At 32.2% G+C, this 25538-nt stretch carries 24 protein-coding genes; 3 read left to right on the plus strand and 21 right to left on the minus strand.

Going from position 1 to position 25538, the window contains the following annotated elements:
* Window positions 1–576 precede the first annotated feature (576 nt).
* From fabG to NSQ15_RS07760, 7 genes are all read right to left on the minus strand, one after another.
* Window positions 577–1311 (minus strand): 3-oxoacyl-[acyl-carrier-protein] reductase, encoded by a 735-nt coding sequence (fabG, locus tag NSQ15_RS07730; protein ID WP_029055455.1) that lies wholly within the window; start codon window positions 1309–1311, stop codon window positions 577–579.
* Window positions 1311–2231 carry an ACP S-malonyltransferase gene (gene fabD / locus NSQ15_RS07735; protein ID WP_117239298.1) on the minus strand — a complete coding sequence of 307 codons (921 nt, stop codon included), beginning with the start codon at window positions 2229–2231 and terminating at the stop codon, window positions 1311–1313. Before fabD ends, fabG begins: the two co-directional genes overlap by 1 nt.
* Window positions 2224–3210 carry a phosphate acyltransferase PlsX gene (gene plsX / locus NSQ15_RS07740; RefSeq protein WP_070451366.1) on the minus strand — a complete coding sequence of 329 codons (987 nt, stop codon included), beginning with the start codon at window positions 3208–3210 and terminating at the stop codon, window positions 2224–2226. The genes fabD and plsX overlap by 8 nt, the downstream gene beginning before the upstream one ends.
* Window positions 3203–3772, minus strand: a complete 570-nt coding sequence (gene fapR, locus NSQ15_RS07745) for a transcription factor FapR (protein WP_017637129.1) — start codon at window positions 3770–3772, stop codon at window positions 3203–3205. The genes plsX and fapR overlap by 8 nt, the downstream gene beginning before the upstream one ends.
* 148 nt (window positions 3773–3920) lie before the next feature.
* Complete coding sequence (gene recG, locus NSQ15_RS07750) at window positions 3921–5969, minus strand: ATP-dependent DNA helicase RecG (RefSeq protein ID WP_070451368.1); 2049 nt, start codon at window positions 5967–5969, stop codon at window positions 3921–3923.
* Between the two features lie 245 nt (window positions 5970–6214).
* On the minus strand, window positions 6215–7864 hold the full coding sequence (fakA, locus tag NSQ15_RS07755; RefSeq protein WP_217193854.1) for a fatty acid kinase catalytic subunit FakA: 1650 nt from the start codon (window positions 7862–7864) through the stop codon (window positions 6215–6217).
* 14 nt (window positions 7865–7878) lie between these two features.
* The gene (locus tag NSQ15_RS07760) at window positions 7879–8253 is read right to left on the minus strand and encodes an Asp23/Gls24 family envelope stress response protein (RefSeq protein WP_017637132.1); all 375 of its coding nucleotides are present in this window, start codon (window positions 8251–8253) and stop codon (window positions 7879–7881) included.
* A gap of 307 nt (window positions 8254–8560) precedes the next feature.
* Here NSQ15_RS07760 and rpmB point away from each other — a divergent pair, with 307 nt between their 5' ends.
* Window positions 8561–8749 carry a 50S ribosomal protein L28 gene (gene rpmB / locus NSQ15_RS07765; RefSeq protein ID WP_002435210.1) on the plus strand — a complete coding sequence of 63 codons (189 nt, stop codon included), beginning with the start codon at window positions 8561–8563 and terminating at the stop codon, window positions 8747–8749.
* 164 nt (window positions 8750–8913) lie between these two features.
* Here the strand turns inward: rpmB and NSQ15_RS07770 are convergent, their stop codons facing one another.
* The 9 genes from NSQ15_RS07770 to NSQ15_RS07810 form a co-directional block, all read right to left on the minus strand.
* On the minus strand, window positions 8914–9558 hold the full coding sequence (locus NSQ15_RS07770) for a thiamine diphosphokinase (RefSeq protein ID WP_029055459.1): 645 nt from the start codon (window positions 9556–9558) through the stop codon (window positions 8914–8916).
* A gap of 5 nt (window positions 9559–9563) precedes the next feature.
* Complete coding sequence (rpe, locus tag NSQ15_RS07775; RefSeq protein ID WP_017637134.1) at window positions 9564–10208, minus strand: ribulose-phosphate 3-epimerase; 645 nt, start codon at window positions 10206–10208, stop codon at window positions 9564–9566.
* Entirely contained in the window at window positions 10209–11084 is an 876-nt protein-coding gene (gene rsgA / locus NSQ15_RS07780) for a ribosome small subunit-dependent GTPase A (RefSeq protein WP_017637135.1), read from the minus strand.
* A 140-nt stretch (window positions 11085–11224) separates the two neighbouring features.
* Complete coding sequence (pknB, locus tag NSQ15_RS07785) at window positions 11225–13237, minus strand: Stk1 family PASTA domain-containing Ser/Thr kinase (RefSeq protein WP_340747067.1); 2013 nt, start codon at window positions 13235–13237, stop codon at window positions 11225–11227.
* Window positions 13234–13977, minus strand: coding sequence for a Stp1/IreP family PP2C-type Ser/Thr phosphatase (locus NSQ15_RS07790; RefSeq protein ID WP_017637137.1), 744 nt, complete (start codon window positions 13975–13977; stop codon window positions 13234–13236). The genes pknB and NSQ15_RS07790 overlap by 4 nt, the downstream gene beginning before the upstream one ends.
* A gap of 5 nt (window positions 13978–13982) precedes the next feature.
* Entirely contained in the window at window positions 13983–15077 is a 1095-nt protein-coding gene (rlmN, locus tag NSQ15_RS07795; protein WP_029055464.1) for a 23S rRNA (adenine(2503)-C(2))-methyltransferase RlmN, read from the minus strand.
* Window position 15078: 1 nt separating this feature from the next.
* Entirely contained in the window at window positions 15079–16386 is a 1308-nt protein-coding gene (rsmB, locus tag NSQ15_RS07800; protein WP_124760190.1) for a 16S rRNA (cytosine(967)-C(5))-methyltransferase RsmB, read from the minus strand.
* Window positions 16383–17315 carry a methionyl-tRNA formyltransferase gene (fmt, locus tag NSQ15_RS07805; RefSeq protein ID WP_119622492.1) on the minus strand — a complete coding sequence of 311 codons (933 nt, stop codon included), beginning with the start codon at window positions 17313–17315 and terminating at the stop codon, window positions 16383–16385. Before fmt ends, rsmB begins: the two co-directional genes overlap by 4 nt.
* Window positions 17308–17796, minus strand: a complete 489-nt coding sequence (locus NSQ15_RS07810) for a peptide deformylase (RefSeq protein ID WP_029055467.1) — start codon at window positions 17794–17796, stop codon at window positions 17308–17310. The genes fmt and NSQ15_RS07810 overlap by 8 nt, the downstream gene beginning before the upstream one ends.
* Before the next feature lie 207 nt (window positions 17797–18003).
* On the opposite strand from NSQ15_RS07810, the gene NSQ15_RS07815 reads away from it, so the two are divergent.
* On the plus strand, window positions 18004–18207 hold the full coding sequence (locus NSQ15_RS07815; RefSeq protein ID WP_029055468.1) for a TM2 domain-containing protein: 204 nt from the start codon (window positions 18004–18006) through the stop codon (window positions 18205–18207).
* Window positions 18208–18281: 74 nt separating this feature from the next.
* Here NSQ15_RS07815 and priA read toward each other — a convergent pair whose 3' ends face one another.
* The 4 genes from priA to gmk all read right to left on the minus strand — a co-directional run bounded on the left by priA (window position 18282) and on the right by gmk (window position 22945).
* Window positions 18282–20690 (minus strand): primosomal protein N', encoded by a 2409-nt coding sequence (gene priA / locus NSQ15_RS07820; protein ID WP_340747068.1) that lies wholly within the window; start codon window positions 20688–20690, stop codon window positions 18282–18284.
* Complete coding sequence (gene coaBC / locus NSQ15_RS07825) at window positions 20690–21889, minus strand: bifunctional phosphopantothenoylcysteine decarboxylase/phosphopantothenate--cysteine ligase CoaBC (protein ID WP_070451386.1); 1200 nt, start codon at window positions 21887–21889, stop codon at window positions 20690–20692. The genes priA and coaBC overlap by 1 nt, the downstream gene beginning before the upstream one ends.
* Before the next feature lie 220 nt (window positions 21890–22109).
* Window positions 22110–22322: a DNA-directed RNA polymerase subunit omega gene (gene rpoZ / locus NSQ15_RS07830; RefSeq protein ID WP_017637145.1), complete on the minus strand. Its 213-nt coding sequence runs from the start codon at window positions 22320–22322 to the stop codon at window positions 22110–22112.
* Window positions 22322–22945: a guanylate kinase gene (gene gmk, locus NSQ15_RS07835; RefSeq protein WP_017637146.1), complete on the minus strand. Its 624-nt coding sequence runs from the start codon at window positions 22943–22945 to the stop codon at window positions 22322–22324. Before gmk ends, rpoZ begins: the two co-directional genes overlap by 1 nt.
* Window positions 22946–23138: 193 nt before the next feature.
* On the opposite strand from gmk, the gene NSQ15_RS07840 reads away from it, so the two are divergent.
* The gene (locus NSQ15_RS07840) at window positions 23139–24845 is read left to right on the plus strand and encodes an Rqc2 family fibronectin-binding protein (RefSeq protein WP_046466595.1); all 1707 of its coding nucleotides are present in this window, start codon (window positions 23139–23141) and stop codon (window positions 24843–24845) included.
* A gap of 131 nt (window positions 24846–24976) precedes the next feature.
* On the opposite strand, the gene NSQ15_RS07845 is transcribed toward NSQ15_RS07840, so the two are convergent.
* The gene (locus NSQ15_RS07845; protein ID WP_017637148.1) at window positions 24977–25384 is read right to left on the minus strand and encodes a VOC family protein; all 408 of its coding nucleotides are present in this window, start codon (window positions 25382–25384) and stop codon (window positions 24977–24979) included.
* Window positions 25385–25538: the final 154 nt, after the last annotated feature.

Here is a 25538-nt window from a genome sequence, read left to right on the forward strand (position 1 = left end):
TTTAAAAGCGTCTATCCATAGACTATTATATTTTCCCATTTTAGATTCTAAAATACAAGTAGAATTTGGTCGCAAGACAGAAATTCTACTGATTTCGTTGTCTTGCACCCGCAAGGTTGACTAGATCAATCATGAACTTTGTGAAATGATTGGTCAGACAACTACTGCGTCACTTGCATTTCATGCATAGTGTTTCTTAGGGAGCAAATCTGGAATTTCCAATTCCTTAGTTTAACCCCAACTTGCATTGTTTGACGATTTTCTTTTCGAAAATCCCTGTGTTGGGGCCCCAGCACCCACAAGGTTGACTAGTTTACTAATAAGTTTTTAACGCAATTAGTGAACAGTCAACTACTGTGAACATGAGCTTTAGCTCAGGCGTTCCTTAATACTAATCGCCCCAACTTGCGTTGTCCGGCGATTTTCTTTTCGAAAATCTCTGTGTTGGGGCCCCGGCACCCGCAAGGTTGACTATAAAGTATCACTACTATTTTAATAGTTTAGTGATACTTACACATTAGTTTTAACTAATGTGTTCAATAATTTTAACTAAGTCAACTAATTTGAGCATAATCGTTACATGTACATTCCGCCATTAACATGGATAGTTTGACCAGTAATGTATTTAGCTTTGTCTGAAGCTAAGAATGCAACTGTATTAGCGATATCAGTATCTTCACCAAAACGAGCTAATGGAATTTGACCTAACATTTGTTCTTTTAAGTCATCACTTAAAGCATCTGTCATATCTGAAACAATAAATCCAGGTGCTACTGCATTAACTGTAATACCTCTTGAAGCTAGCTCACGTGCAGCTGATTTAGTTAATCCTACAACACCTGCTTTAGTTGCTACATAGTTTGCTTGACCTGGATTACCAACTGCTCCAACAACACTTGATAAGTTGATAATTGAACCACTACGTTGTCTTAACATTTGAGGCGTAACTTTTTGAATACAATTAAAGACACCTTTTAAGTTTGTGTCGATAACGTCATCCCATTCTTGTTCTTTCATACGCATAAGTAAATTGTCACGTGTGATACCTGCATTATTAACTAATACATCGACAGAACCAAATTGGCTTACGACTTCTTTAATCATAGCTTTAACTTCGTCTCCATTTGCAACATTAGCTTGAATTGCAAAACTTTCGACACCTTTTGCTTTAATTTCTGAAACGACTGCTTCTGCTTTTTCTTGATTGCCAGCATAGTTTACAGCTACATTGTAGCCCTCTTCTGCTAACTGAATTGCAATACTACGACCAATACCTCTTGAAGCACCTGTTACTAATGCACTTTTTGTCATTATTCATTCCATCCTTTCACATCTTCAAGCGTTTGAATTGAAGTTATTTTAACATCTCTATTAATTTTCTTAATAAGACCTGATAAAACTTTTCCTGGACCAATTTCGATAAAATGATCAACACCTTGATCTATTAACCATTCTGTTGATTTAATAAATTGAACTGGTGAATAAAGTTGTTTAACCATATTATGTTTAATTACTTCTGGATCAGTTTCTCCTTCAGCATTGTAGTTTTGAACGACTGGAAATTGTGCTTCATGCCATTCGAATTGATTAATATACGCTGCAAAATCTTCTTCAATTACGTTCATCATTGAAGAATGGAATGGGCCAGAAACTGCTAATGGTAATACACGTTTAGCACCTAAAGACTTTCCTTTTTCAGCTAACTCATCAATCAAGGATTTATGTCCAGATACTACAATTTGACCTGGTGAATTAATATTAGCTGGCTCAATTAATTCATCATCTGTTGAAAGTTCTTTACAAATTTTATCAACGTCATCATAATCCAAGCCTAATACTGCTGCCATGCTACCTACACCATTGGGAAATGCTTGGGCCATTAATTCGCCACGTTTACGAACGATTTTTACTGCATCTTCAAAAGAAAGAACACCACTCGCAACTAAACTAGAATATTCACCTAAACTATGACCCATAGTGAAATCAGCATTTACATTTTCTAAAGTTTCTAATAATGCAACACTATGTGTTAATAATGCAGGTTGTGTATTTTCTGTTTCTCCTAATTTACCTTCTTCATCTGTAAACATTGTTTCTAGTAAATCAAAATCAACTGCTGCTTGTGCTTGGTTCAAAATTGTCGTAGCTTTGTCATCTACATTATATAAATCTTGAGCCATTCCGACCTTTTGTGCACCTTGTCCAGGGAATACGATTGCTGTTTTACCCATTTGAATCACCAACCATTTCTCTCATAGTTTGTACAATTTGTTGTTCTCCTGCAATTTTTGCTTGGCGAATTGCTGAATAGAATGCTTTAGCATTAGAACTACCATGTGCTTTTACAACAGTACCATCTAAACCTAATAAAACAGAACCACCATATTCTGAGTAATCCATTTTTGAAGCAAATTGATCTAAATCCTTTTTAAGAACAACTGCTGCCAATTTATTTTTGAAACTACTTAATAATGTTTCTTTCAACATTTTACCAATTGATTTAGCTGTACCTTCTAAATTTTTAAGTACCATATTACCTGTAAATCCATCGGTTACAACAACATCAACATTACCGTCCATTAATGTTTTAGCTTCTACATTACCAGTAAAGTTAAAATCTTGTTGCGCTTCCATTAATTCATAAGTTTTCTTAGTAAGTGTATTACCTTTTGCTGCTTCTGTACCAATATTTAATAATGATACTGACGGTTGTTTGATGCCTCTAATTTTTTGTGCATATATATTACCTAATTGTGCATATTGCAATAAATGTTCAGGCTTAGCGTCTGCATTAGCGCCAACATCTAAAAATACAAATCCCTTACCATCAATAGTTGGTAAAGTAACAACGAGCGCAGGTCTTGAGACGCCTTTAATTCTTCCAACAATGAACAAACCTGCTGACATCAATGCGCCTGTATTTCCTGCTGATACACAACCATCTGCCTCTCCAGATTTTACTGCTTCAGCCATTTTAACCATTGAACTGTCTTTTTTACGTTTAATTGCTCTAACTGGTTCATCTTCCATTTCGATTTTTTCAGAACAATGTCTAAAATCTATACGTCCATGATTTAAAGTATATTGGTCTTTATCACCAAATAAAATAATTTCTAAATCTTTAAAATTATCTACAGCTTTTTTTACGGCTTCTAATACGATTCCTGGTGCGTCGTCTCCACCCATCATGTCTACTGCAATTTTAACCATTAAATTCATCCTCACTTATATAGAACATTTTAAAATTACCTTTAAATACTAGATTATCTTTTACATAAGAGTTTACTTCTATAAAATAATGTTTATCTGTTTGTTTTATTACTTTTGCTTCAGCTTTCACTGTATCATTTAATTTAACTTTATCCAGAAATTTAATATTACTTTCTTGAGTTAAAACTGTTGGGTTATGTATAAGTGCTACACACAGTGAATTTGCTTGTGCAAATAAAATATGACCTCTAGCTATTGATGATTTCGAAAAAACTGAATCTGTTGTAATTTCAATCATTGATGTAGCAGTATGATTCGGTTTCAACTGTACTAAATCACCTATAACTTCATTAGCTTCCATTGATTTAATTTGATCATAATTGTGTTCTGCTACTAACTTAACACGTTTTCTTAATTCTGGAATATTAAGATGTGTACGGTCTAGTCGAATTGTTTGTATACTCACTTGGAACATTTCACAAAGTTCATTATCAGTAATAAAGGGGTTATTATCTATCGCTTGTTGAATAGCTTGTCTACGCTCGTTTTTCTTTAATTTCACTATCTCACCCCTCATTTTAGTACCAAGTCTTAAACATTCCTCACATATCATAACACTTTCTATTTCAATCCCTCAACAATAAACTATAATAGATATTTAAAATAGTTTTTAGATTATTGAAAATGGCGTCTTAATAGTACTCCAACAATTAATCAAAGCTCATATCTAATAAATTATCTTCAATGAAATGTCTTAAATGATCATAATTTGAATTGAAAAATTCTCCTGATTGAATTAATTCACCAGCTTCATCTCTAGCAACTTCTAACATTCTATAATCTTCTACTATATTTGCAACTAAGAAGTCAGGCAATCCACTTTGCTTAACGCCAAAGAAATCTCCTGGACCTCTCATTTCTAAATCGCGTTCACTTAATTCAAATCCATCCGTTGTTTGTGTCATGATAGTCATTCTTTCAATACCTGTTTCTGTTTTAGGTGAAGCTATAAGTACACAATAACTTTGATGCTCACTTCTACCAACTCTTCCTCGTAATTGATGTAGTGTAGATAAACCGAAACGATCTGCATCATAAATCATCATAAATGTTGCGTTAGGTACATTTACACCAACTTCAACAACAGTAGTAGAAACTAAAATATCAATCTCATGTTGACTGAATCGATGCATTACTTCATCTTTTTCCTCATTAGTCAATTTACCATGTAATAACCCTACTTTATTTTGCCCATAGTATTGTTGTAATGATTCATATAACTCAACTACATTTTGTACATCTTCTAAATGTTCTGAGCTTTCTATAAGCGGACATATCACATATGCTTGTCTTCCTTTTTTAAGTTCGCTTGTCATTTGAGTTAATACTTGTTCATATTGTTCATGCTTGGCCCAACTCGTGATAATCGGCTTTCTTCCTTTTGGTAATTGTTTAATAGATGAAACGTCCATTTCACCAAATACTGATATAGCTAAAGTTCTTGGAATTGGGGTTGCCGTCATAAATAATACATTAGTCATAGCACCTTTTTCTCTTAAACGTTGTCGTTGATTTACACCGAAACGATGCTGTTCATCTGTTATAACCAAACCAACATTTTCAAATGTTACATCATCTTGTATTAAAGCATGTGTACCTATAAGACAATCAATTGTTCCATTTTCAAGTTGTTCAAGTAGAATACGACGTTTTTTTCCTTTTACAGACCCTGTTAACAAGGCTACGTTCATAGTTTCTCCGAATAAATCAATTAAACTTTCTGCATGTTGTTCAGCTAATATTTCTGTTGGTACCATTAATGCAGATTGATATCCAGCCGTTTTTAAGGCATACATACATATAGCTGCTACAACAGTTTTACCTGATCCTACATCGCCTTGTAATAATCTATGCATACGTATAGGTGCTTTTAAATCTCTAAAGATTTCATTCACACTACTTTTCTGAGCATCTGTAAGTTCAAAAGGAAGTGAGTCTATAAAAGATTTCACTTTTTGAATATCATATTTTATTTCGATAGCCTCATCTGAGGTCTTTTCCAATCTATTCAACCATTGCATACGCAATTCAAACATAAATAATTCTGTAAAAGCATATGTCCGTCGTGCTCTTAACAAATCATGTTTACTTTTTGGATGATGTAACGTTTTAAGTGTGTAATCTAATGTTTCTAATTTATATTTTGTTCTTAATTCATCTGATAACCATTCATGAATGACCACATCATCTAGTAATTGGCGAATATTATCTCGAAGTTGCTTTTGTTTAATGCCTTCTTTAATACGGTAAACCGGCTCTAGTTGCGTATCATTCGAATTATCTTGCTGATTAAAAAACATTCGATTGCCATTAATTTCTTGTTTAGCTCGATTCCATTTTCCTTTTACAGTTACGATACCATTTAATTCGATTTTCTTTTTTAAATAAGGTTGATTAAAAAAGACGCATTTAACGGCAATCTGATTGACCATAATATGTACTGTTAATTTAGACTTATTTCTTCCAAAGAATGCTACAGTTGGAGATGAATAGACTTCCCCTTGAACTGTCACTGTGCTTTGATCTTCGGCTTCATTTAAATCTATAACAGTATTATCTTCGTAACGTGTAGGTAAATAAAGTACGAGGTCTTCCACAGTATTAATATTTAATTCTTGTAACACAGCCAAACGTTTAGGTCCAATGCCTTTTATTTGATTTAAAGGATACGGACTTTCTATTAAATTGACTTTCGCCATATTCGATCACCTTAATTTAAATTACTCTATTAAACGAGTTTTGATTATTAAACCCATTCTACCATTTACACAGCTTAACGTTGATAGAAACGCATTACGAAACTAAAGTTTACATAATATATTTATGTTAGACTTTATTATTATCATTTATTACTAAATATAAAAATAAAACGAGAATGAAGTATACAGCTATCTCTGCATAAAACTTCAATCTCGTTATCATTTATAGTTTACCTATATTACTCTTATTCAACCGCGAATAAATATTGATATATTGGTTGTTGTCCATTATGTTTTTCAATTTCAACATCAGGATAAGTAGACTCAACCCATTCAGTTAATTGATTCGTAATTTGTTGCTTACTATCTTCTCCAGCTATAATAGTTAAAATTTCACTATCTTCACTTAACATAGCTTCTAACAATTGCTTAGTAGCTGTATATTGATCAGCGTCACAAGTTATAATTTTATCTTCAGCAAGACCCATAAACTCATCTTTTTTGATTTCAACGCCATCAATTTTTGTATCTCTAACAGCAAATGTTACAGAACCTGATTTAACAACATCTAATGCATTGACCATATGGCTTTTATTATCTTCTAATGAAGAATCTGCATCAAACTGGAATAATGCTGCAATACCTTGTGGTACAGATTTTGTAGGGATTACTACTGCTTCTGCATCAACTATTTCAGCTGCTTGTTCACTAGCCATTAAGATATTTTTATTATTTGGTAAAATAATAGCACGTTTACATTCAGACTGTTCAATTACTTTGACAATATCTTCCGTAGATGGGTTCATTGTTTGACCACCACTAATGATATGAGTTGCACCCATCGATTTAAATAATTCTGAGATGCCGTCACCCATAGATATAGTAATAATTGCTGTTTCAACTGTTTGAGGTGTTTCGTGTTTATGATTGTTTGCTTCTTTTCTGATCACTTCACGATGTTGTTCTCTCATGTTTTCAACTTTCAGTTTGATTAATTCACCATATTGTTGTCCGTAATTAAATACTTGACCTGGATATTCCGTATGAACGTGAACTTTAACAATTTCATCGTCATTAATTACTAATAAGGAATCTCCAAATTCGCTCATATCTTGACGGAATTCTTCTTCTTTAAAAGGTTTCTTATCTTTACCAAAACGAACCATCATTTCAGTACAATAACCATAGACGATATCTTCAGTATTGATAACACCATGGAAATCGTGTTCATCATTTACTAAAGTATCAGTATCTAGTTTTGGTTTAGATGCTTCTATAGTTTCGCCATTTAATCCTTTTAAAAATCCTTCATATACAGATAATAGACCTTTACCACCACTATCGACAACGCCGACTTCTTTCAATACGGCAAGTAAATTAGGGGTATTATTTAATGATTTTTCAGCTGCTTCAATAGTTGATTCCATAACTTCAATACAATCATTTGATGTTTCAGCTTTATCCACTGCTGCTTGAGCTGCGTCTTTAGCGACCGTTAAAATTGTCCCTTCAACTGGTTTCATAACAGCTTTATAAGCAGTTTCAACACCAGCCTGCAAACTAGCAGCTAATTGTTGAGCAGTAATTTCGGCTTCTGTTTCGATATTTTTACAGAATCCTCTAAATAATTGAGATAAAATAACACCAGAATTACCTCTAGCACCCATTAATAATCCTTTAGAGAATGTTTTACCTAGTTCTCCAATGTTTTGTGATAAATTATTTTCAACTTCTTCACGACCAGAAGTGATTGTAAGATTCATATTAGTCCCTGTATCTCCATCTGGTACTGGATATACATTAAGCGAATCCACTAAATCTGCATTATTAGATAAATTTTGTGCCCCTTGTATTATCATATCGGCAAACAATTTACCATTGATTTTGCTAATCATTTCACGTTGTCCTCCTAAATCTTTTTGCCCGTTTGGTTTAATCTAACACCTTGTACAAAGATATTAACTGAATTCACTTTAACATTAAGTGTTGATTCTAATGTATATTTAACAGTTGACTGAACATTGTTAGCCACTTCTGAAATTTTCACACCATAACTTACTATAATATACATATCTATATCAACATTTCCGTTTTCTTCGCGTACTTTGATACCGCGTGCGTAATTGTCATGCCCTAAAATTTCAGCAATTCCATCTCTAACTTGTTGTCTAGATGACATACCAACTATGCCGTAACATTCAACAGCTTTACCGCCTACAACAGAGGCGATGACTTCATTCGAAATATCAATTTTACCGTAATCATTTGAAATTTCTAATGTCATATTAATATTCCTCCTGAAAAATAAAGTTATATGTTGCGATTCTCATATAATTAAGCAATCTCATTGCTAAATTTTAATAATTAATATTAGTAAATCATTTGAATTTTTAATGTTTAAATTTCATATTTCTTTACAGTATCATACTATATTACTCCACAGCTTACAATTATATCATAAAATATCAACAGTTTGCGCCATTAAATTTTAATTTGCAGAACTAATTATTGCCAATTTCGTTAAGTTATGATATCTTAATAAAGTATATAAGTAGTGACGTGTATTTATATTTATTAAAGGAGGTACTTTCATGGGTAAACAATGTTACGTAACAGGTCGTAAAGCTTCGACTGGTAATAATCGTTCACACGCTTTAAATGCGAACAAACGCAGATGGAACGCTAACCTTCAAAAAGTTAGAATTCTTGTTGACGGAAAACCTAAAAAAGTTTGGGTTTCTGCACGTGCTTTAAAATCTGGTAAAGTTACTAGAGTTTAATAAATATAATGCACTTATAAATAGTCCTTATGTGGAGGATTTATTTTAAAAGAACTTAAAGGAGCTTCCTTTAAGTTCTTTTTTTATGCAATCATATTTACAAGTAATAAAATAAGGGGGTACTATTTCCAAATAATTATATCTTTCTCTTTCCTATTATTCTATTAGTAATCTTTGTCTTTGCTTCTCATTTGTAAAACATGTCCATGACTAATTTCAATATTGCCTCGCTCATGTTTAACTTCATTTGAAATTGTTAACGTAGATCCCACTTCTAATTTTTCTTGTTGTAATTCATATTTAAATCCAGTTAAAGAAATAACTGGTTCACCACTCATAGGTATAAATGAAATATAAGGATAATTTGAATTAAAATCTACTGTATAACAACCAGGTGTCAGTAATGTAATTTCATTTTGAGTATCAATAATCTTAAACTTGACCCCTTTATTAATATATTCAGGTTTTAAGAGTAATTGAATAACACCCATAAAATGATCTAAACGACCACCAGTCGCGCCATAAATATTAATCTCTTTATACCCTTCGGCGACTGCTTGTGCTACACCGAGGCCTAAATCAGTATCATCCTTTTCTGCTTTCACTGGATGTATATTTAATTGTTGGGATAAAATGTGACGTTCTTCATCGTTTACTGAATCAAAATCACCAACCGAAAATTCAGGAATAATTTGATGCTTTAAGAGAATTAAGGCACCTCTATCTATGCCGCCCCAAATATCTTCACGGTGTTGATCAAATAAATCATTTGGAAGATTTCTATCAGAGCACATTAAATTGATTTCCATAATCATCAGCCCTTTAGTTTTTGTGTAACTTCTTTATAATCACTTTGTTTAAAGAAATATGAGCCAGTTACTAACATTGTAGCTCCATTTTTCACACAAATTTCAGCTGTTTCTGCATTGATACCGCCATCAACTTCAATATCAAATGTAAGTTGCTTTTCATTTTTTAACGTATTTAATTCTAGTATTTTATCAACACATTCTTCAATAAATGATTGACCACCAAAACCAGGGTTAACTGTCATAATTAATACATAATCTACTACATTGATAATAGGTAGTAGCTGACTAACTGGTGTTCCTGGATTAATGACAACGCCTGCTTTTTTACCTTTGTTCTTTATTTGTTCTAGCGCTCTATGAATATGGGCAGTAGCTTCTAAATGAACAGAAATGAGATCTGCACCATGGTCTGCGAATAATTCAATATATTGTTCAGGATTTTCAATCATTAAATGGACATCTATCGGTAAATCTGTTTGTTTACGAACTGCATCTAGAATTGGAATTCCAATAGAAATATTAGGTACAAATTGACCATCCATAACATCAAAGTGTAATCCATCAACTTGTGCATCTTCTAATTTTATTATTTCATCTTTTAAGTTTAAAAAATCAACTGATAGTAGTGAAGGTAATACTTTAGTCATTTAATATCGAACCTTTCTCTCTGAAATTTCATTAAATAATTGTAAATAATGTTCATATCTAAATTGTGCGATGTTTCCTTTATCTAATTCTTCTTTGACATTACATTTTGGTTCTTTAAGATGATTACAATTACGGAATTTACATTGCTCACCGTATTGTGCAATTTCGATAAAGTAATTTTTAATCTCATCTTTGTCAATATGATCAAAGTCAAGTGCACTAAAACCTGGCGTGTCTGCGATAAAACCACTCACTGTTTCATGCAGTTCTACATGTCTTGTAGTATGTTTACCTCGATTAAGAGATTTTGAAATATCATTAGTTTCAAGCTCAAGTTCAGGTTTAAAATGGTTTAAGAAAGTCGATTTCCCAACTCCAGACTGTCCACTTAAAACAATTAAACCTCCTCCCCATTCTTCAACTAATGTCGTTTGGTTATCATGAATACTTACAAATTGAGTTGAATAACCTATTTCTTCATAAATAGATAGATAATTATTAATTTTTTCAATTTGATTATCGTCAGCCATATCTTTTTTAGTGACTAAGATTCTTGTGTTTAACCCATATGAATGAGCAATCACTAAAAATCTATCTAATAGTTGCGTTGAAAATTGTGGCTCAACAGCACTCATTACAATAACTAATGTATCAATATTACTGACAGGTGGCCTTTTTAATTCATTATCTCTTTCATGAACATGTTGAATATAACCTTCTGTTTCATTTTGCACATCAAAATCTACAATATCTCCAACAATGGGTGAAAATTTCTTCTTTCTAAATAAGCCACGTGGTTTCGTATTATAGCGTGTACCGTTAACATCTACTTGATAAACGCCGCTTATCAATTTTACAATTCGACCTGTCTTCAAAAGGACACCTCTCATAATTATTTTACTGATAATAGTATATCAAACTCATTAATAATTATATATCTTTATAACTATAAAAAATACGATGAGTCTCGTAATTGACTCATCGTATAGCACTTCATATTTTAATGAATTATTATTTAGTCATCATAATCCACATCTTTATCTGCAACAATTTTGTTATCTACTCTTACAGTGTAACCAGCAGTTTTACCTTTTTCAATTTTCATAGGAATATTAATTGATTTGTCATCTTTAATTTCAAATGATTGAACTGCGCTAGAACCACTATTATCTTTATCTCTAACATAAACTTCTACTTTTTGGCTTTTTCCCTTTTTACCAGAATAAGGTACTTTCACTGATTCATTGTAATTCTTAACATCTTTATCTGAATCATCATCTGATTTATCATCGTCGGATTCTTCGCCTTTAGAGACTACTAATGTTATTGTTGAGCCTTCATCTACTGATTTACCTTTTGGTGATTGTGAAATAATATCATTCTTTTTCACACTGTCGCTATAGGATTTTGAAACTTTTAATTTGAATCCTTTTGATTCTAATTCTTTCTTAGCAGTATCATATGATTTGTTTTCATAATCACTTACATATACTTGTCTAACTCCTAAAGATTCATAAATTTTGATATTATTGTCATTTAATTTCACTTTTTTATTTGCTGACACACTTTGATTAGCAATATAACCTTTAGGTGTGCTTGAACTATATGTTTGTTCAACCCCTACATCTTTAAGACCTACTTCACGCAGTTTATCGAGCGCGTCATCTTTTGATAAACCAATTACACTTGGCATTTTAACCATTTCAGGTCCTTTTGATACTACAATATCAATTTTATCTCCACGCTCAACGCGCTCACCTTTAGCTGGTTTAGATTTAATGATTTGATTTTCAGGATATTTATCATTGTAATCTTTTGAAACGTCACCAAGTTTTAGATTATGATTTTTCAACATTGTTTCAGCTTGGGATTGTGTTTTACCAGTGATATCTGGCATTTCTTCAAATTTATCGCCAAACACTGCCATACTTACAAAAGAAATAAGACCGATAAGTAATAACGCAAAGATAAATGCGTATAAAAATTTCTTTTTCTTAGAACTTTTTTTGCGTGGCGGTTCATATAATTGTGTATCTCTATTTTGATGTTGTTGATTGTCTTGGTGATCCATTATTGGAATTTGCATTGTTTGACCAATACTTTTCTCTTTTGGTGTGTCGTCAATCTTTCTGGAAATTTCTTCTTTAGAAAAAGACATTGTTTTAGTCTTAGTTTGATCTAAAGCATATCTTTCTTCGTTAGAACGATTTTCGTGTAGAGCACTACTTAAATCATCACGCATTTGTTGAATAGTAGTATATCTATTAGCTCTATCCTTCTCAGTCGCTTTAAGTACAACGTTGCTTAAAGCTTGTGGCACTTCTTCGCGTTTATCTGTTGTTATGTTAGGAATGGAATCTTGTATATGTTTGATGGCAATACTTACAGCTGTTTCACCGTTAAATGGTGGTTCTCCTACTAACATTTCAAACAACACAATACCTATAGAATATATATCAGTACCTTCATCGGTAGATTCACCTTTAGCTTGTTCAGGTGATAAATATTGCACAGTCCCAAGTACATGATTCGTTTGAGTTAAGGATGTTTCACTTATCGCTTTTGCTATACCAAAATCAAAAATTTTCAAGGTTTTATTTTTATCAATGAGAATATTTTGTGGTTTTATATCTCTATGTACGATTCTATTGTCATGTGCATGTTTAATGCCTTCTAGAATTTGTTGAGTAAATTGTACTGCAGTTTCTAAACTTAAGGGTCCATGGTTCTCAATATACTCAGCAAGTGTGGGCCCTTCAATATACTCCATTACTAAAAAGTAACAATCATCTTCTTCAGCGACATCAAAAATGGTAACAATATTTTTATGTGATAATTGTGATGAATTATGAACTTCTCTTTCAAAGCGACGTAATGTCTCTTCTTTCTCCCTTGGTGGGATTGAAATAGCTTTAATTGCAACCTTACGCTTCAGAATTAAATCTTCAGCTAGATAAACAATGCTCATTCCACCGCCACCAAGCTTATCAATGACTTTATAGCGCTCATTAATCAGTTTATTTATCATACTCTATCACCCTCGATAGCAGATAATATAAAACTTATATTATCTCTAGATTCGTGGGCGAATGCTAAACGCATAAGGCTCTCACCATGATCTTCTAAAGAAGCTTCTTGTTTTAATTCTTCTTGAATCTCATAATTTCTAACATAATCTGTTAGTCCGTCAGAATTAAGTAATAAATAATCATAAAAGTTTAAGCGCTTAATAAATAAATCTGGAGATACACGTTTATCTGTTCCCATTACTTTGGTAATGATATTTCTTTGAGGATGATGGTATGCCTCTTCTTCTGTAATTTGACCTGTCATTACTAGATGATTCACAAAAGAATGGTCACTAGTAATTTGATCAATTTGCCTACTATTTATAACGTAAGCTCGAGAATCACCAACATTAGCAATAACAACTACTTTATCGAATACTAATGCACAAACACAAGTCGTACCCATACCGTGGTAATCAGGGTTTTCTTGAGCATAATTATAAAGATCAAAATTAATTGCTTTAATGTTCGTACTCAACCATTCTTCAGCTTGATGTTCTTCGATTAAATTTTCCGCTTCAAAGCGTTTTTGTAGTTCATAAGTAACAAACTGACTTGCAATTTCACCAGCTCTATGACCACCCATACCGTCACACAACACTAACATTTGTTGACTAGTTTGGTTATAAAATATACCGCCTGCGTCCTCGTTCTTATCTCTATGTTGTCCAGTATCAGTGAAAAATTGTGCATTTAGCATTGCTCTTACCTCGTTTCTACTTGTCGTTCCTTCGCTCTTAATTGACCACATGCTGCATCAATATCTGATCCTTGTTCACGTCTTATTGTAGCATTGATACCTAATCGTTTTAACTCTTTTTCAAATTTAAAAATATCATCTTTAGGTGTTTTGACATAGTTTCTTTCTGGAACATGGTTAACTGGAATTAAATTGACGTGACAATTTAATCCTTTAATAAGATGAGCTAAATCTCTAGCATGTTCTAATTGATCATTTACACCGCCAAACAAACCATATTCAAATGTAATACGACGATTTGTTTTTTCTTGATAATATTCAATAGCTTCCATTAATTTTTCAACATTATAGGCACGGTTTATAGGCATTAATCTTGAACGAATTTCATCTTTTGCACCATGTAAACTTACTGCAAAATTAATTTGGATATCTTCATCAGCAAAGTCATAAATTCTTGGAATAATTCCTGAAGTAGATACTGTAATATGTCTTGCGCCGATATTTAAACTATTATCATCATTTACAATACGTAAAAAGTCCATCATTTCATCATAATTTTCGAATGGTTCGCCAATACCCATAATAACAATTTGAGATACACGTTCATCTGTTTCGTCTAGTGCTTTTTGTACTGTTAATACTTGAGATACAATTTCTCCTGCTTCTAAATTACGTTTTAATCCGCCTAATGTTGAAGCACAAAATGTACAACCAATACGGCAACCAACTTGTGTTGTTACGCATACTGAATTTCCATATTCATGTCGCATTAATACAGTTTCAATTGTATAGCCATCTTGTAATTCGAACAAGAATTTGATTGTGCCGTCTCTACTTTCTTGTTTAACAACAGTCGTTAACGTTGTCATTGCAAAGTTGTCTTTTAATAGTTGACGTAAATCTTTTGAAAGATTTGTCATTTCATCAATGCTATCAACACGTTTTTGATATAACCATTCAAAAATTTGTTTTGCTCTAAATTTCTGTTGACCGTGTTCAATTAACCAGTCTTGCATTTCATCATATCTTAAAGAGTAAATAGACTGCTTCTCAAAATCAGGAAGGAATTTATTTTTCTTTTTCTTTTTTTCAGTAATCATATTAACTTTCCTTTCTTTTAATTCTAGCGATAAAGAATCCATCTGAATGATAGTCTTGGGGGAAGACTTGTAATGTTTTAACCATTTCACCAGTTGTTGGGTGTTGGAATGGTTCAAATTCAAAATCATCGTTTTGTTTTAAGAATGTATACACTACATTTTCATTTTCCATTTGTTCTATTGTACAAGTTGAATAAACAATTGAACCTCCAGGTTTTACGTTATGTTTTACATTCTCCAATATTTGTAATTGTAATTCAACTAGTGATTGAATTGTATTTTTCGACTGACTATATTTAATTTCAGGTTTATGTCGTAATACACCGAAACCACTACATGGAGCATCCACTAAAATTTTGTCATATTGATTTTCATAGGGTTCTGTTGCATCGTGTTGAAAGGCTTTAATATTTTTAAGTCTTAATTTTCTTATATTGAAATCAATGAGTTTTATTTTATGATCATGTATATCTGTCGCATCAACATGCCCTTCTGGCGATAAAATTTCAGCAATGTGACACGCTTTCCCTCCAGGCGCACTACATGCATCTAATACAGAATCATTTCTATCTAAATCCATGATATGTGCTACAAACATCGAACTTTTATCTTGAATTGATACTAAACCATCTTTAAAAGCTCTTGAGTTCACAATTGGTTTTCCAGAAATGTGAAGACAGAAAGGTAAAACATCATCTTTCTTTACTGTATACTCTTCTTTTTCTAACGCACTTATAATGTTATCAATCGAGCCTCTTGTTATATTAGCTCTTACAGTAGCAGCTACTGGTTCTAAAAATGATTGTGCAATTGTCTCTGTTTGTTCCAAGCCGTAATGTGTTACCCAATGGTCAACTAACCACTTAGGTAAACTATATTGAATAGCAATTCTTTTTTTATCATCTTGGATATCATTTATATCTGGTAATTCACTTCTCATAATTGTACGTAGTATACCGTTAACCACATTTCCGGTATAATAACCGCCTTCTTCTTTGGCAATTTCCACCGCTTCATTAATGATTGCGTGATCAGGTACTTTATCTAAGTATACATATTGGTAAATACTCATCCAAAGTAATTCACGTACCCAACCTTTGATTTTTGTTTTTAAAAATGGTTTCAAATAAAAATCTAAAGTATATTTACGTTTTACTGTACCATATACAAGTTCAGTGAATAATCCTTTATCTAAATCACTAATTTCATATGTTGATAGTACTTCATTAATTTCTAAGTTACTATAGGCACCTTCATCTAATATTGCTTGTATTGTCTCAAAAGCGAGACCTCTTATCGAATTTGTCATACTAATTTCTTCCCAACTAGTGATTCTTGAACACCACTTAAATAATTTGCTACTTGCATACGTTTTTTACCGGCTAATTGAATATCAGTTAAAGCAATACATTCCTCTGAGGCAGTTGCAACTATAATTGCTTTCTTAGTCGTATCTACAATAGTGCCTGGTTTACCTTTTTTACCTGATACGATATGTGCACCATAAATTTTTAAATTTTTGTCATCCATAATAGTATAGGCAACTGGCCATGGTGATAGACCTCTTATATGATTGTGTATCTCTTGTGCACTACAATTCCAATCGATTTTTTCATCTTCACGACTAATATTTGAAGCAAATGAAGCTTGACTATCATCTTGTTCTACACTGTCATTAGTACCATTTAAAATTGAAGGTAATGTTTCTTTTAATAAATCAGCACCTAAAAAACTTAATTTATCATGCATTGAACCCACATTATCATCTTGTTCAATGTCGATAGCTCGTTGTGAGATAATATTCCCTGCATCTAGTTTTTTCACCATATACATAATCGTTATACCTGTTTCTTTTTCACCATCTATAATCGCTTGATGTATTGGTGCACCACCTCGATATTTAGGTAACAATGAAGCATGTACGTTAATTGCCCCTAGTTTAGGTGTATTTAATAATTGTTCTGGTAAAATTTGGCCAAATGCAGCCGTTACGATAAGGTCTGAATCCATGTTTAATAATGTTTGTAATTCCTCAGATCCTTTTATTTTTTCGGGTTGATATACTGGAATATTATGTTCTACCGCTACTTTTTTTACAGGCGGTGGTGTCATAACGCGTTTTCTACCTACTGGTCTGTCTGGTTGAGTTACTACTGCAATAACTTCATGCTCTGCAATAAGCATTTCTAATACTTTAGTTGAGAAATCTGGTGTTCCCATAAAAATTATTTTACTCATTTTCGAAATATGCCTCCATTTCACTATCACTTAATATACGTTTAGCCTTTTCTGTGAAAAATATGCCATTTAATTGATCAATCATATGTAAAATCATTCTCGCTACATCATCGTACGCTGTTAATTCTACTGAATTTCCGTTAACGTCATTACTTTCAACAACAATCATTTTACTGCGTTCAACTTCGCCATATACATCGGGTAAACTTACTGATCCTTCTAAATCAGTAATCGTTTCAGTTGATTGTTTAATAATTTTAGGATTGATAAGTTGTAATAAGCCTTCCATTTCCATATCAACGATGGCAACTTGTTGGTTAATACCGATTTGATTTGCGCTTAATGCAGATCCTTCCAAGGCATATAAAGTATCTTCAACATCTGTTAGTGTTTGCTTTAATTGATTATCGTATTGTTCTACTTGATGTGCCGGTTGGTTAAATATTGGATGCTCCGCTTTAACTAATTTTTTTACTGACATATTTAACGCTCCTCATTAAAATTCATCAAACCATTATAACTTATATAGTATAAAATTGCGACCTCCCTTATTCAGACTAAAGAATGGGAACGATCTCTTTGACTTTAATACCATATTTTATAAAATATAAATGAGTACTATGTTTAAAAAAAGGGAAGATTAATAAAGACAATTAATTTAAATTGTAAAAAAAGAGGTGAATTAATAATGGAAGTAAACAAAGTGATTTATATTTTATTAGCTGTATTTTTAGGTAGCTTTGGAATTCATAAATTCTATGCTGGTAAAAATATGCAAGGCATTCTACACATTTTATTCTGTTGGACAGCAATACCTCATATTTTAGCTATTATTAGTGCTATCTTAACATTATTCAGACCAGCTGATGAAAATGGTAATGTATTAATGTAATTAAATTAAATTTTTAAGCCATTGAGCGCTGACAACTGTGTTTGTTGTCATGATACTCAATGGCTTTTTTATGTCTACATCATCATTTGTGGGTTGATATCTATTTTTAATGCTAATTTATCTTTAACATACTTGTCATGATAATAATCATCTAAATATGTTAATGCTTTGTGTAATTCTGGTTCTCTTTTATATTTAACTAGAATTTGGAAGCGGTACTCGTTGTTAATTCTTGATAAAGCCGCAGGAGAAGGACCGAGGACAAGGGCTTGATCAGTTAGATGTTGTAACAATATTTTATGAATATGTTTAGAAGCTTCCATTACTTTTTTCATTTCTTTATGTGAAATTGTAAAATTAATTAAAAAGTAATAAGGAGGATACTTACCTAATTTGCGATAACTCATTTCTTGTTGATAAAAAGTTAAATAATCATTTTTCTTAACATCTTCAATTGCGTAATGTTCAGGATTATATGTTTGAATAATTACTTGCCCTTCTTTTTCATGACGTCCTGCTCGTCCAGCTACTTGTGTTAATAGTTGATATGTGCGTTCGCTAGCTCTAAAATCAGGTAAATTTAACATTGTATCTGCATTTAGAACACCTACTAATGTGATATTAGGATAATCTAATCCTTTAGCTATCATTTGTGTGCCTAAAAGAATATCTCCTTTACCATTTTCAAAATCATTAAGTAATTTTTCATGAGCACCTTTACGTGATGTTGTATCTACGTCCATACGAATGATTTTTGCATCTTCGAATTCTTGCTGGAGTAATTCTTCAACTCTTTGTGTACCAGTCCCTACTTGTCTAATATGTTCACTTTCACAATTAGGACATTTATTAGGTGGCGTTTCTTGATAACCACAATAGTGACATTTCAATTGATCAGTTGTTTTGTGATACGTTAATGAAATATCACAGTTTGGACACTGTGGTACGTGACCACAATCACGGCAAAGCATAAATGAAGCATATCCTCTTCTATTTAAAAATAGTACGATTTGTTCATTATGGTCTAAACAATGTTGAATGGCTTGTCTAAGTGTAGAAGAAAACATTGAACGGTTCCCTTCTGCAAGTTCCTCACGCATATCCACAATATTAATAGCAGGCAGCGCTTGATTATTAACACGATTAGGTAATGTTAATAATTGATAAACGTCTTTTTCTGCACGTGCATATGTTTCCAAACTTGGAGTTGCACTTCCTAGTATGACTGGACATTGATGATAATGACTACGCCATTGCGCTATATCTCGCGCATGATATCTTGGATAATCTTCTTGCTTATATGTAGATTCATGTTCTTCGTCTATAATAATTAGACCTAAATTTTTAAATGGAGCAAATATACTTGAGCGAGCACCTACACTGACTTGTGCACGACCATCACGTATCTTATGCCATTCATCATATCTTTCACCATTTGAAAGACCTGAATGTAACACCGCAACATCATCACCAAATCGGCGTTTAACCCGTAATACCATTTGTGGTGTTAAAGCAATTTCGGGGACGAGCATCATAGCCTGTTTACCTTGATTTAATGCTGTTTCAATAGTTTGTAAGTATACTTCTGTTTTCCCCGATCCTGTGACACCATGTAATAAAAATGTTCTCTCTTCATTTGCATCTATTTTTGCTTTAATCGCATCGAAAGCATTTTGTTGATCATTCGTTAATTGACGATTATTTTCTTTCTCAAAAATACGATTTGCAAAAGGATCTCTTTCAACTTCAGCGTCATACTTTTCTAAATAACCTTTTTTAATTAATGTATCTAAACTTGATTTAGAGAATCCCATTTCATCTAATTCTTTGATAAACACATCTCGGTGTCTTTCATCTAACAAGTAAGCATATAAATCATATTGCTTAATTGATTTTTCTAATTTATTTAAAATTTCGTCTGGATTACCTATATCCGTTACTTTAACAGCACGTTGTGTTTTCTTTTTAATATTTTGCGATAAGATAGTAGTTTCTTTAATGACATGTTGCTTTAATAAATCATCTAAATATCCTAAATCGTTATTTTTTTGTGCATCTTTATAAAAATAATATCCATCTTTATTAAATCTTTTTAAAATAGATTCTGATATGTCATTACCCTTTACAATTTCGAACGCTTTTTGATATTTAGCTTTAATTGCATTAGGCAACATGACTTCTAAAACTGAAATACGTTTTGTTAAATGATAATGACTAAGCCACTCACTAAGTTCAATTAATTCAGGTGTTAATTCTGGTTTGATGTCTTGAATCTCTTTGATTTCTTTAAGTTTACTGAAGTCAATGTCTTCGTCAGGTTGATCTTGAATACTCATAACATACCCTTGAATTGTTCTTGGTCCAAACGGTACTATCACACGTACCCCTATTTGAACGAATGATTGCAATTGTTCAGGTATAATATAGTCAAATTTAAAATCAACACTTTTAGAAGGTATATCTACAATAACCTTTGCTATCATTATTGCCACCTAGTTTCTAATTCGTCTAAAATTTCGTTAGCAATTTCAACTTTTTTGCCTTTCTTTATATTGACCATATCTTGGTTTTTAAAATGCATCGTTAATTCATTTTCATCTGAATTAAAACCAATTGATTTATCACCAACATTATTGGAAATAATCACATCCGCATTTTTTCTTTTTAATTTATCTTGAGCATATTGTTCAATATTTTGAGTTTCTGCAGCAAAACCAACTAAATACTGATCCTGTTTATGTTCACCAAGATACTTAAGAATATCCTGAGTACGTTTAAATTTTACAGTTAAATCGCCATCTTGCTTTTTCATTTTATGATCTAACACTTCAGATGGAGTGTAATCAGATACAGCTGCGGCTTTAATAACGATATCTTGAGTATCATAGTATTGTAATGTTTCTTCAAACATCTCTTTTGCACTTTCAACTCGAATCACATTCACACCTTTAGGATCATCTAATTGGGTTGGCCCACTAACTAGCGTGACATTAGCACCACGTTTTTGTAATGCAGTTGCTATTGCGAATCCCATTTTTCCTGATGAACGATTTGATACAAATCTAACTGGATCGATGACTTCAACTGTAGGACCTGCAGTAACAAGAGCATTTTTACCTTTAAATGAACTTTCAATTTGTGTCTCATTTAGATCAAAGTATTGATTAATGACTGACACAATTTGTAAAGGTTCTTCCATGCGTCCTTTTGCAACATATCCGCACGCTAAATAACCGTCCCCAGGTTCTATAAACTGGTACCCATCAGCTTTTAAAGTCTTTATATTATGCTGTGTTCGTTTATTTTCGTACATGTGTACATTCATAGCTGGAGCAATAAATGTTTGAGTTTCTGTTGCTAATAAAGTTGACGTTATCATATCATCTGCAATACCGACACTTAACTTTGCAATTGTATTTGCAGTCGCTGGCGCTACGATAATAACATCTGCCCAATCGCCAAGTGCAACGTGTTGGATTTCTTGAGGATTTTCTTCTTTAAAAGTATTTGTATAAACTGGATTTTTACTAATAGATTGAAAGGCTAATGGTGTAACAAATTCTTGTGCATGATTTGATAACATCACACGTACTTCATAACCTGCTTGAGTTAATTTACTAGTTAAATCTATAGCTTTATATGCAGCTATACCGCCCGTAACCGCTAATAAAATATGTTTCATTATTGTGTTCTCCTTAAATACATTTTCAATTCAATCAATTTATTTCCCTGATTAGAACTTTGCTCGTTTGTTTATTCAACAAGATGTTATTCAAATTTATATTAATTATACACAAATTATCAATGATATTAAAAAAACACACCTTATATAAGTGATATATTCATTACAACTCATGTAATAACATATCTCAAAAAAGGTGTGTACATTTATTTTAATGTGATTATCCTAAAAATTCGTTAGGAATAACTGGTGAAACTTTACCATCAGCAATTTCTTCTAGTGCTTTACCAACAGGTTTAGCTGAAATGTATTTACTTTCTAAAGCTGTTTCTGGTTTTTCATCTAATTCACGAGCTCTTTTTGCAGCAGTAGTAGCGATAAGATATTTAGATGTAATCTTACCTGTTAATTGGTTTAAAGGTGGATTTAACATTATTTTTTTGCCTCCAGTATCATTTTTCTATATTTAGCTTCTATTCTTTCACGTTTAAGGTGTTCAGCTTCGACGATTGATTGAATTTTGTTTTTGGCTAACTCTACTTCATCGTTAACCACAACATAATCATATAAATTCATCATTTCTACTTCTTTTCGTGCTTCGCTAACACGACTTTGAATTTTCTCATCTGATTCTGTCCCTCTACCTACTAAACGATCTCTTAAATCATCTAGACTTGGTGGAGCTAAGAAAATAAATAATGCTTCAGGGAATTTCTTTCTAACTTGTTTTGCACCTTCGACTTCAATTTCTAGAAATACATCATGTCCTTGGTCCATCGTATCTCTAACATATTGAACAGGCGTACCATAGTAATTACCTACATACTCGGCATATTCAATAAATTGATCATCTTTAATTAATGCTTCAAATTCATCTTTTGTTTTGAAGAAGTAATCTACACCATCAATTTCACCCTCGCGCATGCTACGAGTAGTCATCGATATAGAATACTTATACGAAGTATTGGGATCTTCAAATATTTTCTTTCTAACAGTTCCTTTACCTACACCAGAAGGACCTGAAAGAACTATTAACAATCCTTTTTCATTATCCATGCCTTACGACCTTTCTAAGCTATTCTTCTATTATTTAAATATGATATCATATTGCACTTGAAATTGTATAGAGATACTTTTAGCGACTCATTATACATTTTTCATAATAAGTTAAATTAAACAAGAATCATGACCGTACGAATGATGCATGTTACAATAATGAGAATGAATAACAAGAAGGTGGCAGATATCAATGGCATATGATGGCCTATTTACAAAACAGATGGTTGATTCCTTACAAGATTTAGTTACAGGACGCATCCATAAAGTTAATCAACCCGAAAATGATACGATAATTATTGTTGTACGCCAAAACCGTCAAAATCATCAACTACTTTTATCTATACATCCAAGCTTTTCAAGGTTGCAATTAACGAATAAAAAATATGATAATCCATTCGACCCACCTATGTTTGCTCGTGTCTTCCGTAAACATCTAGAAGGTGGCATTATTAAAGCTATTCGTCAAATTGGTAATGATAGACGTGTAGAAATTGATGTACAAAGTAAAGATGAAATCGGCGATACTATGTATAGAACGATTATATTAGAAATTATGGGTAAACATAGTAATTTAATATTAGTTGATGAAAATCGAAAAATCATCGAAGGATTTAAACATCTTACACCTAATACAAACCAATATCGTACAGTAATGCCTGGTTTCCAATATGAAGCCCCTCCAACTCAACATAAGTTAAACCCTTATGAAGTGTCAGGTTCTGAAGCATTAAAACATATTGATTTCAATGCAGGTAAAATTGCTAAACAACTGTTAAATACTTTCGAAGGTTTTAGCCCGTTAATTACAAATGAAATCGTTAATCGTCGTCAGTTTATGACGCCCGAGACTTTACCTGAAGCATATGATGAAGTCATGGCTGAGACACTAGAAACACCTACCCCTGTATTTCATAAAAATCATCAATCTGGTAAAGAAGATTTTTACTTCATGACTTTAAATCAATTTTATGATGATATAGTAACTTATGACTCTTTAAATGATTTATTAGATCGTTATTATGATGCACGAGGAGAACGTGAGCGCGTCAAACAACGTGCTAATGATTTAGTGCGTTTTGTGCAACAACAACTTCATAAATATCAAAACAAATTAAGCAAACTCATGCATGAATATGAAGGAACTAAAGATAAAGATAATTATCAATTATATGGGGAATTAATAACAGCAAATATTTATCGTATAAATCAAGGAGACGAATCTGTAACAGTACTCAATTATTATAATAATGAAGAGATTACAATTCCCTTGAATCCAACGAAATCCCCTTCTGTTAATGCACAATATTATTATAGACAATACAATCGTATGAAAACGCGTGAACATGAACTTCAACGTCAAATTCAGTTAACTAAAGAAAACATTGACTATTTCACTGGTATTGAACAGCAATTAGAACATATAACGGTAAATGAAATCGATGATATTCGTGACGAATTAGCAGATCAAGGATTTATGAAACAGCGTAAAAATGTTAAGAAAAAGAAAAATGCTAAAATACAGCTTCAATCTTATCTTTCAACAGATGGAGATACGATATTAGTAGGTAAAAATAATAAACAAAATGATTATCTCACTAATAAAAAAGCACAGAAAAATCATATATGGTTCCATACGAAAGACATCCCAGGTTCGCATGTTGTTATTCTAAATGATTCACCTTCAGAAGAAACTATTAAAGAAGCGGCTATGCTCGCTGGTTACTTCTCTAAAGCTGGAAATTCAGGTCAAATTCCTGTTGACTATACCGAAATAAAACATGTCCATAAACCTTCTGGTGCAAAACCAGGATTTGTCACTTATGACAAGCAAAAAACTTTATATGCAACTCCAGATTATGATCATATTCAACATATGAAATCTGAAAGTTTAACTTAATTTAAATATAAAGAGGACTGATTACGCATATATGAAGTGCACCCCAAAAGTTAGACTTAAAATCTAACTTTATGGATTTCAGCACAATATATGACACGTAACCAGTCCTTTTTAATTATATAAATATTTTGTTAGTGCTTATCTGGTAATGCAAGTTGGAAACTGACACCAAATTTATCTTGTACCCATGCAAATTCGCGATATGGTGGCATTTCAGTTTTAGGCATTAAAATAGCGCCTTCTTTTTTTAGTCCACTGAAAAGTCTTTCCATTTCCATTGTATCTTTAACAGTGACATAAAGTGACATTGCAGGATTCATTGGTAATTCTTCTCCATTGTTTGCATCAATAGCCATAAAAACTTGACCATTTAGTGTGAATATCGAATGTTGAACAGTTCCAGGTGTTCCAGGTCCATCTTCATCATATTTAACCATCGTTATAATTTCACTATCTTCAAATAAGCTTGTATATAAATTAATTGCTTCTTCTGCTTGATCATTAAACATTAAAAATGTCGTTATTTTTGGTATTTCCATTTTAATCCCCCTATAAGTGTTGTTTAAATTATTATCAATACTTATCCATAGTTTAACATGCGTGTCTTAATTTTGTTGACTATACCCACTTTTAAGATTTTAGCTATTTATAATATTTTTGTTAGATGTAGTTTTTTAATTTTGACTTATATGT

Origin of the sequence: Staphylococcus sp. FSL W8-0774 (assembly GCF_038006785.1) — a bacterium.
GTDB classification, from domain to species: Bacteria; Bacillota; Bacilli; order Staphylococcales; family Staphylococcaceae; genus Staphylococcus; species Staphylococcus pasteuri.

Coding starts and splice junctions, on each gene's coding strand:
- fabG (WP_029055455.1), bottom strand. CDS start 1,311: ATGACAAAAAGTGCATTAGTAACAGGTGCTTCAAGAGGTATTGGTCGT.
- fabD (WP_117239298.1), bottom strand. CDS start 2,231: ATGGGTAAAACAGCAATCGTATTCCCTGGACAAGGTGCACAAAAGGTC.
- plsX (WP_070451366.1), bottom strand. CDS start 3,210: ATGGTTAAAATTGCAGTAGACATGATGGGTGGAGACGACGCACCAGGA.
- recG (WP_070451368.1), bottom strand. CDS start 5,969: ATGGCGAAAGTCAATTTAATAGAAAGTCCGTATCCTTTAAATCAAATA.
- fakA (WP_217193854.1), bottom strand. CDS start 7,864: ATGATTAGCAAAATCAATGGTAAATTGTTTGCCGATATGATAATACAA.
- NSQ15_RS07760 (WP_017637132.1), bottom strand. CDS start 8,253: ATGACATTAGAAATTTCAAATGATTACGGTAAAATTGATATTTCGAAT.
- rpmB (WP_002435210.1), top strand. CDS start 8,561: ATGGGTAAACAATGTTACGTAACAGGTCGTAAAGCTTCGACTGGTAAT.
- NSQ15_RS07770 (WP_029055459.1), bottom strand. CDS start 9,558: ATGGAAATCAATTTAATGTGCTCTGATAGAAATCTTCCAAATGATTTA.
- rpe (WP_017637134.1), bottom strand. CDS start 10,208: ATGACTAAAGTATTACCTTCACTACTATCAGTTGATTTTTTAAACTTA.
- pknB (WP_340747067.1), bottom strand. CDS start 13,237: ATGATAAATAAACTGATTAATGAGCGCTATAAAGTCATTGATAAGCTT.
- NSQ15_RS07790 (WP_017637137.1), bottom strand. CDS start 13,977: ATGCTAAATGCACAATTTTTCACTGATACTGGACAACATAGAGATAAG.
- rlmN (WP_029055464.1), bottom strand. CDS start 15,077: ATGATTACTGAAAAAAAGAAAAAGAAAAATAAATTCCTTCCTGATTTT.
- rsmB (WP_124760190.1), bottom strand. CDS start 16,386: ATGACAAATTCGATAAGAGGTCTCGCTTTTGAGACAATACAAGCAATA.
- fmt (WP_119622492.1), bottom strand. CDS start 17,315: ATGAGTAAAATAATTTTTATGGGAACACCAGATTTCTCAACTAAAGTA.
- NSQ15_RS07810 (WP_029055467.1), bottom strand. CDS start 17,796: ATGTCAGTAAAAAAATTAGTTAAAGCGGAGCATCCAATATTTAACCAA.
- NSQ15_RS07815 (WP_029055468.1), top strand. CDS start 18,004: ATGGAAGTAAACAAAGTGATTTATATTTTATTAGCTGTATTTTTAGGT.
- priA (WP_340747068.1), bottom strand. CDS start 20,690: ATGATAGCAAAGGTTATTGTAGATATACCTTCTAAAAGTGTTGATTTT.
- coaBC (WP_070451386.1), bottom strand. CDS start 21,889: ATGAAACATATTTTATTAGCGGTTACGGGCGGTATAGCTGCATATAAA.
- rpoZ (WP_017637145.1), bottom strand. CDS start 22,322: ATGTTAAATCCACCTTTAAACCAATTAACAGGTAAGATTACATCTAAA.
- gmk (WP_017637146.1), bottom strand. CDS start 22,945: ATGGATAATGAAAAAGGATTGTTAATAGTTCTTTCAGGTCCTTCTGGT.
- NSQ15_RS07840 (WP_046466595.1), top strand. CDS start 23,139: ATGGCATATGATGGCCTATTTACAAAACAGATGGTTGATTCCTTACAA.
- NSQ15_RS07845 (WP_017637148.1), bottom strand. CDS start 25,384: ATGGAAATACCAAAAATAACGACATTTTTAATGTTTAATGATCAAGCA.